Annotated in this window: 18 protein-coding genes; 3 read left to right on the top strand and 15 right to left on the bottom strand. The window is 54.1% G+C overall.

The annotated features are described in order from the left end of the window. The first annotated feature begins 327 nt into the window (after window positions 1-327). The gene (locus WB371_RS18845) at window positions 328-597 is read left to right on the top strand and encodes a helix-turn-helix domain-containing protein (protein ID WP_301709925.1); all 270 of its coding nucleotides are present in this window, start codon (window positions 328-330) and stop codon (window positions 595-597) included. A gap of 40 nt (window positions 598-637) precedes the next feature. Here WB371_RS18845 and mobH read toward each other — a convergent pair whose 3' ends face one another. From mobH to WB371_RS18825, 4 genes are all read right to left on the bottom strand, one after another. Then, on the bottom strand, window positions 638-2,437 hold the full coding sequence (gene mobH / locus WB371_RS18840) for a MobH family relaxase (RefSeq protein ID WP_336221562.1): 1,800 nt from the start codon (window positions 2,435-2,437) through the stop codon (window positions 638-640). Window positions 2,438-2,489: 52 nt separating this feature from the next. Further along, window positions 2,490-2,744 carry a toxin-antitoxin system HicB family antitoxin gene (locus WB371_RS18835; protein ID WP_336221561.1) on the bottom strand — a complete coding sequence of 85 codons (255 nt, stop codon included), beginning with the start codon at window positions 2,742-2,744 and terminating at the stop codon, window positions 2,490-2,492. Between the two features lie 36 nt (window positions 2,745-2,780). Beyond that, on the bottom strand, window positions 2,781-3,410 hold the full coding sequence (locus WB371_RS18830; protein WP_336221560.1) for a ParA family protein: 630 nt from the start codon (window positions 3,408-3,410) through the stop codon (window positions 2,781-2,783). Between the two features lie 333 nt (window positions 3,411-3,743). Then, a complete protein-coding gene (locus WB371_RS18825) occupies window positions 3,744-4,223 on the bottom strand; it encodes a JAB domain-containing protein (protein ID WP_336221559.1) in 480 nt (159 codons plus the stop codon). Between the two features lie 292 nt (window positions 4,224-4,515). Between WB371_RS18825 and WB371_RS18820 the strand changes: the two genes are divergently transcribed. Beyond that, the gene (locus WB371_RS18820) at window positions 4,516-4,863 is read left to right on the top strand and encodes a DUF3742 family protein (RefSeq protein WP_336221558.1); all 348 of its coding nucleotides are present in this window, start codon (window positions 4,516-4,518) and stop codon (window positions 4,861-4,863) included. Between the two features lie 15 nt (window positions 4,864-4,878). Here the strand turns inward: WB371_RS18820 and WB371_RS18815 are convergent, their stop codons facing one another. Genes WB371_RS18815 through WB371_RS18795 form a run of 5 tightly spaced genes read right to left on the bottom strand, consistent with a single transcriptional unit; the run spans window position 4,879 to window position 9,388 of the window. Then, a complete protein-coding gene (locus WB371_RS18815) occupies window positions 4,879-6,354 on the bottom strand; it encodes a conjugal transfer protein TraG N-terminal domain-containing protein (protein WP_336221557.1) in 1,476 nt (491 codons plus the stop codon). Continuing rightward, window positions 6,351-6,671: a hypothetical protein gene (locus WB371_RS18810; protein ID WP_336221556.1), complete on the bottom strand. Its 321-nt coding sequence runs from the start codon at window positions 6,669-6,671 to the stop codon at window positions 6,351-6,353. The genes WB371_RS18815 and WB371_RS18810 overlap by 4 nt, the downstream gene beginning before the upstream one ends. Then, window positions 6,672-8,048: an integrating conjugative element protein gene (locus WB371_RS18805; RefSeq protein ID WP_336221555.1), complete on the bottom strand. Its 1,377-nt coding sequence runs from the start codon at window positions 8,046-8,048 to the stop codon at window positions 6,672-6,674. Window positions 8,049-8,051: 3 nt separating this feature from the next. Next, a complete protein-coding gene (locus tag WB371_RS18800) occupies window positions 8,052-8,981 on the bottom strand; it encodes a TIGR03756 family integrating conjugative element protein (protein ID WP_336221554.1) in 930 nt (309 codons plus the stop codon). Next, complete coding sequence (locus WB371_RS18795; protein ID WP_336221553.1) at window positions 8,978-9,388, bottom strand: TIGR03757 family integrating conjugative element protein; 411 nt, start codon at window positions 9,386-9,388, stop codon at window positions 8,978-8,980. The genes WB371_RS18800 and WB371_RS18795 overlap by 4 nt, the downstream gene beginning before the upstream one ends. A gap of 168 nt (window positions 9,389-9,556) precedes the next feature. Here WB371_RS18795 and WB371_RS18790 point away from each other — a divergent pair, with 168 nt between their 5' ends. Further along, a complete protein-coding gene (locus WB371_RS18790; RefSeq protein ID WP_336221552.1) occupies window positions 9,557-9,784 on the top strand; it encodes a hypothetical protein in 228 nt (75 codons plus the stop codon). Between the two features lie 95 nt (window positions 9,785-9,879). Here the strand turns inward: WB371_RS18790 and WB371_RS18785 are convergent, their stop codons facing one another. The 6 genes from WB371_RS18785 to WB371_RS18760 are packed head-to-tail and all read right to left on the bottom strand — an operon-like array spanning window position 9,880 to window position 16,131. Beyond that, window positions 9,880-11,097, bottom strand: a complete 1,218-nt coding sequence (locus WB371_RS18785) for an amino acid deaminase (protein ID WP_336221551.1) — start codon at window positions 11,095-11,097, stop codon at window positions 9,880-9,882. Continuing rightward, window positions 11,094-12,578, bottom strand: coding sequence for a sodium:solute symporter family protein (locus WB371_RS18780; RefSeq protein ID WP_336221550.1), 1,485 nt, complete (start codon window positions 12,576-12,578; stop codon window positions 11,094-11,096). The genes WB371_RS18785 and WB371_RS18780 overlap by 4 nt, the downstream gene beginning before the upstream one ends. 35 nt (window positions 12,579-12,613) lie before the next feature. Further along, the gene (locus WB371_RS18775) at window positions 12,614-13,006 is read right to left on the bottom strand and encodes a RidA family protein (protein ID WP_420704064.1); all 393 of its coding nucleotides are present in this window, start codon (window positions 13,004-13,006) and stop codon (window positions 12,614-12,616) included. Between the two features lie 13 nt (window positions 13,007-13,019). Further along, window positions 13,020-14,459 (bottom strand): D-aminoacylase, encoded by a 1,440-nt coding sequence (locus tag WB371_RS18770; RefSeq protein ID WP_336221549.1) that lies wholly within the window; start codon window positions 14,457-14,459, stop codon window positions 13,020-13,022. After that, entirely contained in the window at window positions 14,456-15,097 is a 642-nt protein-coding gene (locus tag WB371_RS18765) for a 2-dehydro-3-deoxy-6-phosphogalactonate aldolase (protein WP_336221548.1), read from the bottom strand. The genes WB371_RS18770 and WB371_RS18765 overlap by 4 nt, the downstream gene beginning before the upstream one ends. After that, window positions 15,094-16,131 (bottom strand): 2-dehydro-3-deoxygalactonokinase, encoded by a 1,038-nt coding sequence (locus WB371_RS18760; RefSeq protein ID WP_336221547.1) that lies wholly within the window; start codon window positions 16,129-16,131, stop codon window positions 15,094-15,096. Before WB371_RS18760 ends, WB371_RS18765 begins: the two co-directional genes overlap by 4 nt. Window positions 16,132-16,277 lie beyond the last annotated feature (146 nt).

Raw genomic sequence — 16,277 nt, 5'->3', positions numbered from 1 at the left:
TGAGTGGGATAATTGAGACAAAAGCTCCCCGTTACAGATGTGGTACATCTGTAAAACGGTGTTCAGAAGCGTTCGGGCGGGGATAATTTTATGGAACGGCTATCCACGAGTGGTTGTGGATTCACTTGGAGGCTTCTGCTTCGTGTGGAGAAGTAGATCTATAAGCAGAGAGCGTCTGGACGGATCCCCTTGTCAGATAAGAAGCAGTTATCTTCTTCGCTATGGCCTCCTGAAGTGGTGAATATGGATGTTCAGTTTTTCTAAACATAACGGATGTTAAGGAATGCTAAACATGCTGTCAATCTGGTCGATGGCGGGAATGTGATCATGGTTCCGGAACGTCTTAAGTATTTAAGAAATGAAGCAGGATTCTCTCAGGAGAAACTGGCTGTTATGGCTGGAATCGAGGAAAGAACGGCAAGGTCGAGGATCTCTCAGTATGAAAATGGGGTATACCGTCCGAAATTTGAACTGGTGAAGCAGTTTGCCCGTATTTTTGATGTGCCGGTTTGTTATTTTTATGCCGATGACGATGAACTGGCAGCGCTTATCCTCAACTTCCACCGGGAAAAAAGTCGTGCTCCCACTGTAACGTGAATGCGGGCTAATGGCATACTGAATCGGTGTATCCGGATGATCACTTATGCGTCACAATCGACAGATACGGATTATCCTCCGGCACCGCTGAACCGAATATCTCTGCCGGATTGTCCAGCAGAAAACCTTTCACTCTGCGCGTTCTGCGGGGGCCACGAACCTCAATATCCCAGATATTGACACCGTCGTCCCAACTGCGGCGGTGTAATTGCAGTTTCTGAAAATCCTTCTGCAGTTGTCGCCATTCGTCGCCGGTCTGCCCGGTCATCGATTTGACGTACATAATAAAAATTCCCGGTGAGACCAGCAGGACAGCCCCGTCCACCATATGGATGCGGGCCAGTACATCATTGACGACAAAACGATGTTCCGCGACTCCTTTTCTGAGCCAGTCAACAAATCCGCTCGCTGACAGTGGCTGGCTGACAGCGCGGATACCTTTTGCCCGGGCTGTAACAGGGGATGGCAGGGGAGCGGTGGTCACTGGCGTGATTGTGTCTGGCGTTTCGACAAGGCATTCAGGGGGATGAACGATGGTTGCTGATGCAATCGGAAGAGACTGGTCCGGGGGCTCAAATAACGAGAACGCCAGTTCGTCCAGATCGCGGTTGGGATTTTCTGGGGCTGCTGTGGTGGTTGCTGCGGCAGAGGGTGCGGATTCATCCTGCGGTAGTGGCGCATTAACGGGGATGACGGATCCCTCAAATACTGTCGGGCGTGCATCAACGTCGGGCCAGACAACCTCCGGCGTAAAACGCAGCAGCGTCAGCGGGCAGCCGGGTGTCCAGCCGCCGTGGGCAGTTATGTTACAGTGCCAGATAGCCTTGCTGTCCGGTGCGGCAACAATCAGTCCGTAGCTTTGCATCTCATCAAACAAGCGACCGTTGCTGTCGGGAATACCAGCGATACCATTCTGCAATAACCAGGCCCGGATCCTGTCGGCGGCGGTTTTACTGACAAGCCACAGTGCCTCTCCGGTAAACCAGCCGTCCGATCCTGCGGCGGTATTGTTAAGTGTAAGCTGAGTTCTGACCAGCTCCCGGACCGCCGTAGTGATTTGTCCGGCCATCGATGTGCGGGGACGGGCCAGCGCCTGACTGGCATCACCGCCCATATTCTGTGCCACAGAGGCCCGGTCGGCATTCTGCACCAGTTCGCCGAGGATCCCGGCTTTGTCATAGTGTCCGCTGATGCAGTACAGCAGGGCGCTGAACAGGGCCGGGTATTGCGCCAGCCAGGTGAGTGCAGAGACGGGCAGGATATGCAGGCACAGCAGACTGCCGGTGACCGGATGCAGATGATAGTCGCGGGTGCGGCGGAATTTCAGACGGTACGGACGGTCCAGCGCGCCTTCCCACGGATACCAGCGCTGGTGGTTATCAGTTTCGATTTCCATGTCCGTGACAATTTTCCCCACATCATGCAGCAGGGCTGCATAAATGACAGCAGCAGTCCAGGCTTCAGCTTCCCTGGCCTGATCTTCAGGCGCGGCCCCCACCGGCAGCAGATGACTCTGGCGCATCCTGGCAGCAAAAGCCATCACCTCCAGCGTGTGCTCCAGCAGACCGCCAGGGAAGGCGTGGTGATGGCTTTCTGATGCAGGGAGTTGCTGTACCAGTCCGGCATAACGATAAATGGGTTGCAGATACAGTTCATCAAACAATGTCCGGGGCAGGGAAGTACGCTGCCAGAGGGTATGCAGCAGTTGTTTGCGCAACGGCGTGCCGAGTAACTTTTCTGCTGGCTCAGGAGAAAACCAGCCATCACGCGGTGCTGCAATGGACGGGGTTATGTCAGCATCCGGCTGTGGTTGTGGGCGGCGGGTAAACCAGTAACGCATATTTTCTCTCTTTCATGATTCGCTGCTTTCATGAATGGCTGCATTCATGACGCTATTTATGGAGTTGTCGGTACAACCGGTATGCCTCCAGCAGCAGTGCCGTAATCGTCTTTCCCTGTTCGGCGGCACAGGCTTTGATTTCCCGGTGCAGAGCCGGATCAATGCGGATCTGGATGGGCTTGACGCGACTTTCTTCATGAAGCGCGGTAGTGACATTAACGGGCCGGGTTTCCATCGGGTTCAGTTTGGAAAGGATTTTTTTGACCATAGTTGCCTCAGCTTCCCGGTCTGGCAGGGTGGCAATCATGAAAACAGCCTTTCACGCATTCCTGCTTTCCTGCATTCATGCGACAGCCTCCGCGCGGGTACAGATTTCGCGGACGATGTTTCTGGCATGGTGGTTCAGGGAAGGGTAGCGGGTTTCCGTGATTGACTGCCCTGCATCCAGCGCCAGGCTGTAACCGGCTTTGAAACGCAGAAATGACTTCACGCAGCGAAACTGCCACGCGGTGATGGTCTGAATGGCTGACTGCGCTTCGGCTGCGGTGGGGGCTTTACAGATGACATAGAGGATTTTTTTCAGCGGGATACCCCGGTGCAGCAACTCCCGACCGAGCAACAGCGAGGGCTCAAGATCATCCAGTGCTGTGCCGGTGGCGATCACCACCAGGCTGGATTGCTGGGCAATATCAAATGACGAGATATCGACAAACGGGCGGGTATCAATCACCAGACAGGGGTACTGGCTGGCGGCTTTCAGCGCCACGCTGTGCCGGCGATAGACGGCTGTTTCCACAGAAGGGGATATCCCGGCATGGTCGCGGCGTTCGGCCCACTTTGCGCTGGTCTGCTGCTGGCTGTCGAGATCGGCCAGCAGCGTTTGTTGTCCGGAACGGGCCAGTTCAACGGCAGTAGCGCGGGCGAGCGTTGAACGGCTGACGCCGCCTTTCTGGCTGATAAAGCTGATAATCATAATACCTTCTCCGTGCTGAATTCATGAAAAGGGGAAAGCGGGAAAACATGATGAATAATGCTGGTGGTATGGTGTGCTGAATAAATGCGTGGAGCAGTAATAAACTGAATTAACGGAGAAAAGGTTTTTTCATGAAAGTTATCATTCAACAAAAAATGTTTTCATGAGTTCATGAAAATAATACTTTCATGATTTGTGTCGGGATACAAATAGGGTGTGTGCCTTTAGCCTTTTAGGGTAAGCCTGTTACCCTTAATAGCCCTTACCCTTTAGCCTTTTAGTCCTGGCCTTTTAACAGGAAATCCCCCGCCAGAATACTGGCAGGGGAGGCGATTATAATTGTCCATGCTGAGCAAATGAATAATAGTCTGCACCCGTTGCAGGGACGATAAAGTGGTCCAGTATACGGATCTCAAGCAATGTCATAGCCTGCCGGATCTGTTCCGTTATCCGGATGTCAGCGGGGGAAGGTGATAACGAATCCGAGGGGTGATTATGTGCCAGAATCAGAGCCTGAGCGTTGTACTTCAGCGCCTGCTGGGCGATAACTCTGGGATGCACTTCCACATGGTTGATGGTGCCGCTGAACAAAAATTCACTGGTAATCAGTTTATTCTGGTTATCGAGAAATAACACCAGAAAATGCTCGCGTTCATGGCGGCTATAAAACTGTAGCCGGATATAATCGATGGATGTTTCTGGGGATGTGGCGCAAAGTTCGGGTTCTTCCCGTAAGGCACTGGAAAGAATATTAATGGCTCTTCTGATAATTTTATATTCAGAGGGCGAAAAATGTGTGCAGGCAGTCAACATAATCCTGTTTCCTTGTTCTGGTAAATTGAGAATGAAATTTAAGATGTGGGAAGTTAAGGCAACCAGCGTGGATATTTACCAACGTCGCTCGTTTTCAGGTGCGTGAGCATTTAAAAGGCGTGAACAACAAGGTTCACCGGGCGCTGCACAGCAGCAGAATGCCGGATCAGTGTGATATTTAAAGCTGCATAAAAATAGTGGAAACTATATATGCATCACAGGAAAATGAATTGCATGTTTTTTAAGCAGGCGTAGCATGTGTTATTGATTCAGAAAAATAAACGGAGGCGCTATGAAGCAGAAACAAAATCGTAATGCAGGCTATCGCCTCGGTTTATTCGTCCGCCGTGTGCGCGCATGGGATGCCCGGCTGATTGATAAAGCTCAGCAACGTGGTATTCCTTGCTGGGTGGCAAGAATTCCGGCACTGTTGGTTCTGGCGGCTATTGCCGGATTACTGCTGGCCGGGGCTGTGTTTCTGGCTGGCTTTATGATGTTGGTGCTGTTTATTGGCATTTATTGTGCCAGCGCATTTACAGATAAACATCATCAGGATGAAGATCTGGACGGTGGGCATGCTGTGGGGCCTGAAGGCCCCGGTTATTATATGGGAGGAAAGAAGGTTAGTGGAGATGAATGACTTTTACTCTATGTTTTATAGAATGTTTCCACTTTTCGAACCCGCTTGCTTTATTTCAAGTGTTCCTGAATGAGCCATATTTTCCAACGCTCCCCCTAAACGTATTCCCGCCCAGCCTAAAGCCCCCATCCAGAAGGCTGGCAGTACAATAAACATCGTGCCGGTAACAAACATCATCACGATATCGTCCTGGGTATTCTGGAGTCCGGCCATATTCCAGTAGCTGTGGGTATCGCTGTCGTAGAGTAAATCCAGAAGCGTGCCGTCCAGCCAGCGGGCCAGTTCCCACCAGAAAGTGAGAAAGAAGAGAGCAAACTGGGCAAATGTCAGCGTCAGTACGGTTTTGACGCTGTAGGCGGAAAACACCGTGACCAGCGGAATACAAATCACCAGCGCCATCAGCAGGACGGCCTGCACCATTGGCAACGCCTGACGCACGGAATCAAAGGCCGGGAACGCCGCCAGTGAGGCCAGTGACTGACCGGCGGTTGCGCCATCGCGGGTTAGCTGGTTCATCATGGTGGTGTCAACGTTCCCGCCAAAGCCGGGATAAACCCGCCCGGTTTGTGACACTTCCATATTGCGCTGGCTGACTACCGAGCGCAGCACCGCCTCTTCATATTCCGCCTGGCTGTAGCTCAGTTTTTGCAGCGCCTGCCAGACAGTGGTGTTCACCAGCGCCAGTACCCGTGACCGTAACCCGATATCGGCATCGGACCACCACTGTGTACAGGTGGGATAGCCGCCGTTGCCGGTATCCACCAGCCCGGCATCCCTGTCCTCGTCATAGGGCCACCGGGAGCGAGGTGATCGGGCGTGGTCGGTATCGTAATAACCCGGCTGCGACAAAAAATAGGAGGAGCCAATCCAGGAGATATTATCAGTTTCTTCCTGCGACAGGCCGGTGGAATGCTGTTTCAGACGCGCCAGCGACGGGGAGTAACACTCCTGCACAAAATCCTGTAACTCCTGTGCCAGCACCGGATCGGACAGCCGGGTATGCTGTACCTCAAAACGGATTTGCCGCAGGTCGGGCTGGCAGGGCAGAGAGGCCGTGGCGGCGTTGACCAGACCTTTTGACAGCGTATGTATCAGATACCACCACACCGGGATGGCGGCGGTTTTACCGCTGACTTCGTTAATCAGTGGTTTGTAGCCGGTATTGTCGGGCTGGGCCAGCGAGATATTGCACTGTTTTGAGCGCGTCATATCGAACTTCATTTCCGTGATATCGACATTCAGTAACGGCACGCAGGTGAACATAATGACGATAATGGCGACATACACCACGTTCTCCATCCAGGCGACGGTCAGGGCACCGGTATTGCCTTCATCCGCGCCCTGTTCGCGGGCTTTCAGCCAGACAGAAACCAGCTTAATGAGCAACGGCAGGGCAAACAGGCCGGTGGCGGTGATGGTACTCCAGATCCCGTTACTAATCAGCCAGCCCAGCAGGGTGAGGGCGTATTCCAGATAACTGTGTGCAGTCATGATACGTCTCCTCCCTGCAGTGCGTTACTGAGTTCGCCGAGCGCCAGCAGAATAATTGACCAGCAGGTGATCCTTCTCAACGCCGGAAGCTGTGTCGACGTCTGTTTTTTCCAGCTTTTTTGCAGGGACAACCACAGACCGGCCATCAGACCATACAGACACAGGCGCCAGAGAAATAACGCCGTCCGGGCCTGTTTCAGCGTGTCCTGCCAGTGGACCGCCAGCCCGGCAAACCTGATGGCTAATCCGGCAATGATGGCGATAAAAAGCAGCATCAGTACGCCGGTCAGGAGGTGTTTTAAGGCGTTTCGCATCATTTACTCCTTCGACTGATCCTGATGAAGCTCGTTAACCCGCTTACTGCCGTCGTCCTCCACGCCAACCGCCAGCCCGTGGGTGGCATCACGCTGGATTTTGCGTTGCAGAATGGCGGTGCTGGCGTTGTTGGTCAGCGACTGGCGCATTTCCAGCTCCAGACGCAGTTGATCCAGCTCCCTGTCCAGTTGTTGCGTGGTCTGGTTTAACTGGGTCTGCGCTTCTTTCTCTCCGGCAATGTTGGGCTCACGCATGCCTGCCAGCAGGATCCGGCGGGCGGTCAGCGCCTGATCCATCACTCTGGCAATCGCCATCTCTCCCGTCAGTCGTTCGGCAAGAATGGTGGCATCCGGCTCATCCCGCAGGGCTTCCACCACGCCCCGCGTTAACTTGATCTGCCCGCCGCTGGCTTTTGCCAGATTTTCGGCGGTGGGTTTCAGGTTGCCGCTGACCAGATCGTTCAGTGCCTGAGCTATTTTTTGCTGTTCCTCTTCAATCAGCGGGGTCAGTCCGGTGCCCGCCTGCGCCCCGCTGCGGTTATCGCTGCTGCCGGATTCATCGTTCTCCGGCGACACATTAATATTCTGCTCACCGAGTACGCGGGTCATCCACTGCGCGGCATCGCCGGGAGAGGGCCAGAGCTGGCACAGTTCACCTTCGCAGGCACTCTCTGAAATCGCGCCGCTGTCGGTGACATTGCGGTTGTTCAGAATGTTGAACCCCGCCGTGGTGGTATCGGTGATCACCTTAATCGGCGGTTGTCCCTGACCACCGCGACGCTCTCCCCCCACCCAGCGCTTGCCATTTTTGGCGGCGGCTTTGCTGGCTTCCTGTTCAGCCCGTACCGCATCCTGCTCTCCGGCAACAATGTCCTGGTAGCTTTCAGCTCTGGCGGCCTGGGTCCAGGCGGAGTTGTATGCATAGTCCGTCATTTTCTGCGCCATGTTTTTACAACTGAGCTGCGACTTATCAAAATCCAGCCGTCCCTGGAGGACGCCGTTGGTCAGTAAATCGTAGAGCTGGGGATTGGCGCGCTGAATTATCATGGCGGGCAGACTGGCAACGGCAGAGGTGGCGTTCTCAATAACTTCCCCCATCAGATCCTGAAAGCCGTCAGTCACGCCGTTCAGCTGGTTTTTGACGGTGGTATCGATATCGAAATTGCCGCACATCAAATCCGAACGCCAGCCCACGCCCACATTGATAAGCTGCGTGTTGCGACGGCTTGCTGCCGGGGTGACGACGGAACCACCGCCAATCCGGTAATAGAGGGTATCGGCAACTGCGCCGTGCGTTTCCGGAATGACATTTTCTGCATGAACGAACAGTGATATGCCGGGGGTGCAGGCGACCAGCAGGGATAAGAGATAGCGTGGCATAAATCAGTCTCCTGTACTGCCTAAAAAGGTTTGTCCCCGCCGCTGGCAGCAGCTGTAGGGCCGCCAGAGTGTCCAGGCATAATCACCGGTCTCAGAAAGTCGGTCGGCGTAGCTGTCTTCGGGGGTTCTGTCGGGGAAGGTGATGCACTGTGAACTCATCGCCGGGGAAAGCATCTGCCAGCCATGATTGTCAGGCTGGTTTTCCTGTACCGGGTCAGGAGGCCACCAGCCGTCACGGGCGGTGGGGGCGAGGGGAATAAAGACATGCGGCTGGCCGGTACGGGTCACGATATCGGCGGTGCGCTGGGCGATAACGGCCCCGGTCTTGTAGTCGTGGGTCTGGCCGAGCGCCCCGGCACGGGGGTAGACATTGCCCCATAAATCGCCAGTCTGGCCGACCTCGCGTTCACCCGGCGTCAGTGCCTCGGGATAAAAACTCTCCGGAATACCGGTACGCCAGGCGGCGGCATCCAGCGTGCTGACGAAATAAGGCTGAAATGCCACAACCGGGCTGCGGCAACTGTAGCCAAAACCACTGAGAAAACGGTAAAACGTCTCCCCGCCGGGATGCCCGAAGGCATCAGCGTTTTTAAAACGGATTTTGGTCTTGGGGTTGCCCTCGCGGGGATTAGTGTCACTGCCTTCTTCCGCCACACCGGGAATGGGGCTGCCGATAAACGCCATTTCCTGCCAGGGATTATGCCCGGGTACGGCATACGCGGAGACCACCAGATCTGGCAGATTGTGTTTCACTTTGACTGAGGTTCTGACCGAACAGCCGAACGCGGTGCAGTGCAGCCAGTAGCAGATACCGACGATGCGATAGTGCAGGCAGTCGGGCGATAACGACGAGGCAATAATCTGTGCGGTGTTTACTGCCAGCGCCGGAAATGCCATCAGCAGAAGCGGCAAAAAATAGCGGTGTAATATCATGGCTGCCGCTCCTGCCATTTCTCCAGTAGCTGCTGTGCCAGTGCGGTATCGGTGGTGCCATACACCACATAACGGTCGTCAAACACCACTGCCGGAGTTCTCGTAATGCCAGCAGACCAGGCGGCGAGGAGGGACTGATACGCGCCGGTCAGTTGTGCTTCCCGTATTTTCCAGTCCGGTTGCTGCATGATGCGCCGGGCCTGTTTTTCGGCCTGCAGAGGATTGTCCGACAGCCCCGGAAACAGCGATTGTTCCAGTTGTTCCACCTTATCCAGCCGGAAAACCAGTACGCCCGGTTCTGGTTTTTTTACCGGGTGCTGCGCGGTAGTGTAAATGACGGTCTGCGCCAGCGCTGCCGGGACCGTGGTGAGTAAATACGTCAGTAAAACGACAGGATAACGCGGCATACATAACGTCCCCGGTTGATGAGTCAGACCAGGAATTTAACGCTTAAGGCCGGGAACAGGCAGTAAACAACTGATTATGCGAGGCGAGGGATTTTCCCGTGCGAATTCTGGCAGTAGAATGCCGGGCATCACTTCTGGCTGACGATAATTGATATCAGGAATAACGGTATGCTTTATGAACCACTGGCACGCGAAATCATGCGTGTCGCCGCTGAACACAATATCCAGGCAGGTGAAGTCCTGCCGGAGAAAGCTTTCGACCTGCTGCTGGAGGAAAACCCGGAGACTATCGGGGAGGCGTTGATGGAGCTCTATCTTTGCGGACTGTTGGAGGAGGTGCCGCATGAGGTGGATTTACTGACGCCAGAAGGGTTCAAATATTGCCAGGGGTTGTGATTATCGACGGGTCTAACGCGTGATGTCGCAAAAATTGAGAGGGCGCTGTTGCCCCCTCGGTATGATGGCATTGTTGCCAGGTTTGCTGGCCGCGCCTAAAATGCGGTGTTCAGCTCTTCCAGTATCCTGTAATCCTCATCAACTAAATACAGGGTTTTCCATTTATCAAACGTCAGGCAGGGATGAGACGTGCCAAAAACAAGAATATCCCCCACCCGGACGTCACTGCCCGGCGTCAGATGCAGCATGCAATGTTGATCCATAATCCCTGTGCTGGTGATAGCGCCAGATTTTAACTCCAGCGCTTTGCCTTCACGGTAATGGGCTACTGGTTGCGGCAACCCGGCGTCAAATGCCGCGTCTCGTTTACCGAAGTTGACTACGGCCAGCGAGGGTTCTGGTACAGACTGCACTATGGCAACCAACTCAAGAGCGGGCGCTAAATCACCGCCAATGTCGCAGGCGATACTGTCGCGCGCCATCAGTTCATTTTGGGCCTGCTGGTAGATACCGTTGTCATGCGTGATATAGCAACCTGGACGAATCACTATCCGGCAATGGGCTGGTTTTTCTGCCGCCAGCCAGATGTTACAGACCACGTCATACCAGACGGTACCCGCGCCGGTAAGGATAAACTCGCCATCGACATATTTTTCCATCCGACACGCAAGGTCAGCCGCTTCACGCAGCAGCGCTTCGATTTGCGGCTGCGGATCGTGACCATGCAGAACACCTTCGTACAACTCCAGCCCACGCAGGCGCAATCCCGGTAGTTGCGAAACATTGCCAGCAAGCACCAGTGCTTCGTCAGTCGTCCGGCATCCGCAGCGTCCACCTGAAACGCCCAGCTCAATCAGTACGTCCAGCGTTTGCTGACGTTCACTGAAAAAGGCGGCAAGTGTTCTGGCATTGTCCAGACTGTCTACCAGGCAGAGAATATCGGTATCCGGATACTGTTTTTTCAGTTGTGATACCAGCGCCATGTTGGCGTTGCCGACCAGTTGATTGACCATCAATACCCGATTGATACCGCAAGCCATCGCCGCCTGTGCCTGCCAGGCGCTGCCCACGCCAATCGCCCATGCGCCGGCCTTTTGCTGTTGACGGAATATCCACGGAGTCATGGATGTTTTCCCGTGAGGCGCCAGCGATACTCCTCGTTTATCGGCATAACGCTGCATCCATAAAATATTATTCTCCAGTGCCCTGGCTTTGATCACGGCGGCGGGCAGGCACACCTCTTCGCGCAGTACGCTGGCGTAGCCCGTTTCGGGAGCGAACATGATGGCCGATTTATGTGCAACTGCTGTCATTCTGCACTCCTTACCGGGGTAGCCTCTGAACGCGGCGCGTGGCTGCTGTTCTCACGTTCATCAGTGATCATTTTCAGCACCTCTTCACGGGAGAGCTTATTTTGTGGTGTCAGTAACGTCACCACCACCGCTGCAACCAGGCTGACTGATAATGCCGGAATAACCGGATTTCCCAGTGCTTTCGACCATTCCGGCGACAGGATCACCGCCAGCGACGTCAGACTACCGCCGAGCAATGCCGCGATGCAGCCCTGCCAGTTAAAGCGCAGCCAGAATTTACCCAGCAATACGGTGACGCACATGCCGGACATGATCATTGAGATCATTTTGGTGATGTAACCGATGATGTCGTTGGAGGTCAGGGCAAAAATCAACGCCAGCGCGATGACGCACAGCAAGAAGACACGCGACAGATTAATCGCTTTTTCTGGCGGCGGCATTTTACCCGTTACCATGGTGTAAATATCGCGCAGAATAATGGAGACACCGGCAATGGCATCTGAACTGCCGGATGACAGGTTGGCAGACATCCCCGCAATCAGCACCACCATCGCCAGAGCATAAGGCAGAGCGTTGGTCGCATAGAGAAAGGCAAAGCTCGGGTTATCCAGCGTCGGATCCATGACCCGGGTTGCCATACCAATGATCGCTGGCAGGAAGGAAAATCCCATATACAGCAGACCGGTAATGACGAAGGACTGGCGAATCGCGCGGGTGGATGCCGCTGAGTAAATACGCTGGCGATATGATGGCGTTGCCAGCACGCCAATCCCGATCACGATTGACAGTGAGATCGCGGGCAGCAGCCCCAGTTTGCCGATACCAAACAGGGTGAATGCCTGCGGATCGGTTTTCGCCACGATCACATCCCATCCGCCAACGTAACTGACGGACATCACTGCCAGTACGATAAAACCGAGGAACAGAACGATGGATTGCAGCGTGTCGATCCAGGATACCGCTTTGTAGCCGCCAATACCGACGTAGAAAATAAAACCCACGGCGATAATGATTTTCGCGGTCGTGATATCAATATTTGCTGCCCACGCCAGATACAGGCCGCCACCGAGGATATGGGCACCCAGCCAGCCAATGGACGCGAGGAATATCAGCAGCGCCACCAGGTTTTTGACAATCCGGCTGCCGCCGGTGTAGTAGCAGATCTCTTCGCTCATGGTCATAAAGCGCATCTTGCGCACCGGAGCAAACAGCCAGGCCGTCAGCAGGATCCCCGTCGCACCGCCAATCCCGTACAGCATTCCCGCCCAGCCATTACTGTAACCGAAACTGACTGCGCCGATACTTGAACCGGTGCCGACCATCGTGCCCACAGTCGAACCCAGCGTTAACAACATCGGTAGTTTTCGACCACCGAGAATAAAATCTTCCCCGGTTTTCTGATGGCGGGTGACGTACCAGCCGACAATCATCATGGCGAAAGCGTAGATCAAAAACCACATCAGGAAATTTTCGTGTAGCATAATTTATCCTTGTTGATGAGGAGGGTTATCAACAGTCAGTTTTTGAATTTGGGGTTAAAGCAGGTAATGTCCACTTCCACCATGCAGTCGACGACCAGGTCGGCAACGCAGCACACACGCGCAGGCGGATGGGCGGCAAAGAAACGTTTGAATACCTTGTTGAATGACTGGAAGTAGCGGGCATCGGTCAGAAAGACCTTCATATGTACAATGTCTTCTTTGCCGAACCCGGCTTCAGTCATGATGTCGAGGCAGTTCTGGATCGCCTGTGTTGACTGGGCCACAATGCCGCCATCAATAATTTCGCCATCAACCATCGGCGTCTGACCGGAAACATACAGCCAGCCATCGGCGGCAACGGCTTTTGCAAACGGTAAAGCCTGTCCGCCCGTTCCTTCAGATCCTTCGATTCCGTATCGCTTAATCATGATTGTTCTCCTGTTATTGTTCTTTTCTGCTTAAGAATTTGCCTGCGCGCAGGCCTGTCATTTGTTGCTGGCTCCAGGTCAGAACGCCGTTAACAAAGACGTGTTCAATCCCGTCTGCTGTCTGTTTAGGGTTCTGGAAGGTGCCAGTTTCGTTGATATTTTGCGGATCAAAAATGACCAGATCGGCAAAGTTGCCTTCGCGGATCAGACCGCGTTTTTCCAGTCCAAAACGCCAGGCAGACATGCCGGTCATTTTGTGGATAGCTGTGGTCAGCGGGAACAGCTTTTCGTCCCGGCTGTAGTGGCCGAGAACACGAGGGAAGGTGCCCCACAAGCGTGGGTGCGGATTCGGATCGCAGGGCAGACCGTCAGAGCCCACCATAGAAGAAGGATGTTGCAGAACGCGGCGCACATCCTCTTCATGCATCTGAAAATAGATTGCTCCTGCGGGTTGTAACCGGGCAGCGGCGCCATGAACATCGGTTCCCCATTCTCCGGCGATCACCTGCAGGTTTTTACCTGCCATCTCCGGATGCGGCGTGGACCAGGTGATCAGAATGTCGTAATCCTCAGTGACCTGTTTCAGATCGAGATTTGAGGAGCCTGCGCGGTAGGGGTAGATATCGCAGTTAATTTCCTGATGTTGCTGATATTTTTCAATCAGCGCCAGTGTTTCTGTCGTGCGACCCCAGTTTTTGGCCCCGGCGCATTTATGATGGGAGATCTGAACCGGTACCCGGCCATGACGACCAACGTGAAATGCCTCAAGCATGGCATCAATAATGCCGTCATACTCTGTGCGCATATGGGTGGTGTAGATACCCTGATGTTCAGCAAGTAACCCGGCCAGTGCGCAGATCTCCTCTGTTGACGCGTTGACCGCATTACCATAGGAAAGACCGGTACTCAGCCCCAGCGCGCCTTGTTCGAGCGCCAGGCGAAGCGTATCGCGCATGGTACTGATGTTGGCTTCACTGGCGGGTTCCAGCAGTGATTCCACGCAGTTGTTGCGCAGCGTGGTATGGCCAATCAGCGTGGCGACATTCACTGAAGGGGTGACGGTGTTGATCTGTTCGCGGTAACGTGCGACATCCGGGTAGTGAAATTCGTTTAGTTCACCCAGTAAATTAACTGGGTCTGGTACTTCATCTTTCAGTACCGCGCAGGCGGCACTGATGCCGCAGTTACCCACGATGATACTGGTGACGCCCTGCGACGTTTTTTCGATGTAATCAGGTCGCCTGACGACAACCAGATCGTCATGGGTATGGACATCAATAAAACCCGGTGATAACACCAGCCCCTGACAATCAACCGTGTTTTCTGCGATTTCATGGATAGCTGGTGCGATGCGGACAATCCTGTCCCCCTCTACGGCCACATCTGCGCGATATTCCGCATTACCGGAACCATCAATGACGGTGGCGTTTTTGAACAACCAGTCGATTTTCATATGTGCTCCTTAGCCCGGGAGGCGTGAGTGATAAAAAGCTGATAAGCCGTGATAAACGCGTGTGCCTGTTCCCGGGTTCGTGCAGGTGTTTGTCCGGCACGGTACAGATCGTTGCCGAGCCCGGCGCCGGAACAGCCTGCGTCAAGGTAAAGGGGTAAATTTTCCGGCGTGATACCGCCCACGGCATAAACGGCGATATGTGCGGGAAGCACCGATTTCAGCGCCCGGATATAGCCCGGTCCGAACTGGCTGGCGGGAAACAGCTTGATTTGCTGCGTCCCGGCATCAATGGCACTGAAGGCTTCTGTCGGTGTCGCACAGCCCGGAAGAACCTGCATCTGATGATCCAGCGCGCGTCGAATCACGTCGGGTCGGGTATTTGGCGTGACGATGAGCTGACATCCCAGTGTCGCCAGTTGGTCGACGCTCTCCACACTGAGTACGGTACCGGCGCCAATAGTGGCCTGCTTGCGGTATTTGCTGACGGCCTGAGCAACGCTGATTTCCCACTGTGGCGAGTTCATTGGGATTTCAATGGCGCGAAAACCCGCCTCGATCAGCAAAGGAATATGGTTATCGATCTCTTCTGGCCTGATGCCGCGCAGAATCGCGACCAGAGGCGCTGTTTTACTGTTCATGTTGGAATTCCCTGATGTATGGCACTGAAAGAAGGCAGCTTGCTGACAGGAGAACGCGAGAGAATTTTCTCCATAAGCGCAACGGCGCCCACGCCGGAAAGCGGGCGCAGCGGATCGTCATCTGCCAGTACAATGCCGCCAGTGAAAAAGGGGTCGGCAGGGATCAGCGATGCCAGCGCCTGTTTAAGAACGGTTTTACCGCTGATGATGATGGTGATGTCCTGAGGCAGATTGAGCGCCATGCTCTGTTTCATTGCCTGGAGGTCGGAGTAAAGTGTCGCGCCCAGTAAATAGCTGGCTCTCTGGCTATGGGTTGCCTGGGTAAACAGATCCAGAAGGCGCACGGTAAAGCAACTGCGTGCCAGGCCCACTTTGCGGCAGGATACTGCGCCTTTCAGCAGATATTCGTTATCCAGTTCCGCGACAAAATTGCTATTAAGCGAATTAGCAAGAATAGTGTGATGGGTGAGGACATCCAGTAATTCACCCGCCATGGTGGTGACGCAACTGACAATCTGCTTTTTCTCGTCAGTCAGGACAAATTTTGAATGGGAACCGGGCAGCACAATCAGCGCTGGCCCCGGCAGATTGTGCTGCATCAGCAGGCCGAATGTTTCGACTTCTTCGCCACGCATGATATCCATGGCGTCTATGTTTTCGGCATCCACCTGCGAGGCATTGTTTTTCACACCGGGGATGAACCAGATGGGCTGCGGTGAGATTTCGGGGATCGTATGAGCGACAGCACCTTTCACCAAATCGTCGAAGGCGACCGGGGCTCGCAGGTGCGGTACGCAATACAGTCCAACTTCTGACGTGATCATTCCGCAAGCCACGATTTCATAGTGTTCGCTGATGCCCGTCAGGGCGCGATCCAGTGCATTTTTTACCCCGGTAATCAGCTTGTTGCGATTTCCCGTTATCGCTGTATCACGCACGCCAACGGATTCACTGGTCTGTGCTATTACCCTGTTATCCCGCCAGACGCGTACTCGCGTGTTGGTCGTACCGGTGTCGATAGTGACAATCAGCATGCCGTTTCCTCTGCTTAGATTTTTATATGGAATATAGTTCCGTTATTTAAAGGTTATTGATCGAATATCGGAATGTCATTCCGTATTTTTTAATTTGGTGATAAGATTCACAAAACAGCAATGGCGTGTGTTGCAGCAATGAAGGA

The sequence above is a fragment of the Citrobacter amalonaticus genome, assembly GCF_037053465.1.
Classification (GTDB): Bacteria; Pseudomonadota; Gammaproteobacteria; order Enterobacterales; family Enterobacteriaceae; genus Citrobacter_A; species Citrobacter_A amalonaticus_H.
This window is presented reverse-complemented; position numbering and strand designations above follow the sequence as displayed.

What these genes read in the sequence shown, in the direction of transcription:
- WB371_RS18795 (WP_336221553.1), bottom strand. Translation starts at nt 9,388, where the DNA reads ATGCCGCGTTATCCTGTCGTTTTACTGACGTATTTACTCACCACGGTC.
- WB371_RS18845 (WP_301709925.1), top strand. Translation starts at nt 328, where the DNA reads ATGGTTCCGGAACGTCTTAAGTATTTAAGAAATGAAGCAGGATTCTCT.
- WB371_RS18810 (WP_336221556.1), bottom strand. Translation starts at nt 6,671, where the DNA reads ATGATGCGAAACGCCTTAAAACACCTCCTGACCGGCGTACTGATGCTG.
- WB371_RS18775 (WP_420704064.1), bottom strand. Translation starts at nt 13,006, where the DNA reads ATGATTAAGCGATACGGAATCGAAGGATCTGAAGGAACGGGCGGACAG.
- WB371_RS18780 (WP_336221550.1), bottom strand. Translation starts at nt 12,578, where the DNA reads ATGCTACACGAAAATTTCCTGATGTGGTTTTTGATCTACGCTTTCGCC.
- WB371_RS18805 (WP_336221555.1), bottom strand. Translation starts at nt 8,048, where the DNA reads ATGCCACGCTATCTCTTATCCCTGCTGGTCGCCTGCACCCCCGGCATA.
- WB371_RS18825 (WP_336221559.1), bottom strand. Translation starts at nt 4,223, where the DNA reads ATGTTGACTGCCTGCACACATTTTTCGCCCTCTGAATATAAAATTATC.
- WB371_RS18760 (WP_336221547.1), bottom strand. Translation starts at nt 16,131, where the DNA reads ATGCTGATTGTCACTATCGACACCGGTACGACCAACACGCGAGTACGC.
- WB371_RS18835 (WP_336221561.1), bottom strand. Translation starts at nt 2,744, where the DNA reads ATGATTGCCACCCTGCCAGACCGGGAAGCTGAGGCAACTATGGTCAAA.
- WB371_RS18820 (WP_336221558.1), top strand. Translation starts at nt 4,516, where the DNA reads ATGAAGCAGAAACAAAATCGTAATGCAGGCTATCGCCTCGGTTTATTC.
- WB371_RS18785 (WP_336221551.1), bottom strand. Translation starts at nt 11,097, where the DNA reads ATGACAGCAGTTGCACATAAATCGGCCATCATGTTCGCTCCCGAAACG.
- WB371_RS18815 (WP_336221557.1), bottom strand. Translation starts at nt 6,354, where the DNA reads ATGACTGCACACAGTTATCTGGAATACGCCCTCACCCTGCTGGGCTGG.
- WB371_RS18765 (WP_336221548.1), bottom strand. Translation starts at nt 15,097, where the DNA reads ATGAACAGTAAAACAGCGCCTCTGGTCGCGATTCTGCGCGGCATCAGG.
- WB371_RS18800 (WP_336221554.1), bottom strand. Translation starts at nt 8,981, where the DNA reads ATGATATTACACCGCTATTTTTTGCCGCTTCTGCTGATGGCATTTCCG.
- WB371_RS18770 (WP_336221549.1), bottom strand. Translation starts at nt 14,459, where the DNA reads ATGAAAATCGACTGGTTGTTCAAAAACGCCACCGTCATTGATGGTTCC.
- WB371_RS18830 (WP_336221560.1), bottom strand. Translation starts at nt 3,410, where the DNA reads ATGATTATCAGCTTTATCAGCCAGAAAGGCGGCGTCAGCCGTTCAACG.
- mobH (WP_336221562.1), bottom strand. Translation starts at nt 2,437, where the DNA reads ATGCGTTACTGGTTTACCCGCCGCCCACAACCACAGCCGGATGCTGAC.
- WB371_RS18790 (WP_336221552.1), top strand. Translation starts at nt 9,557, where the DNA reads ATGCTTTATGAACCACTGGCACGCGAAATCATGCGTGTCGCCGCTGAA.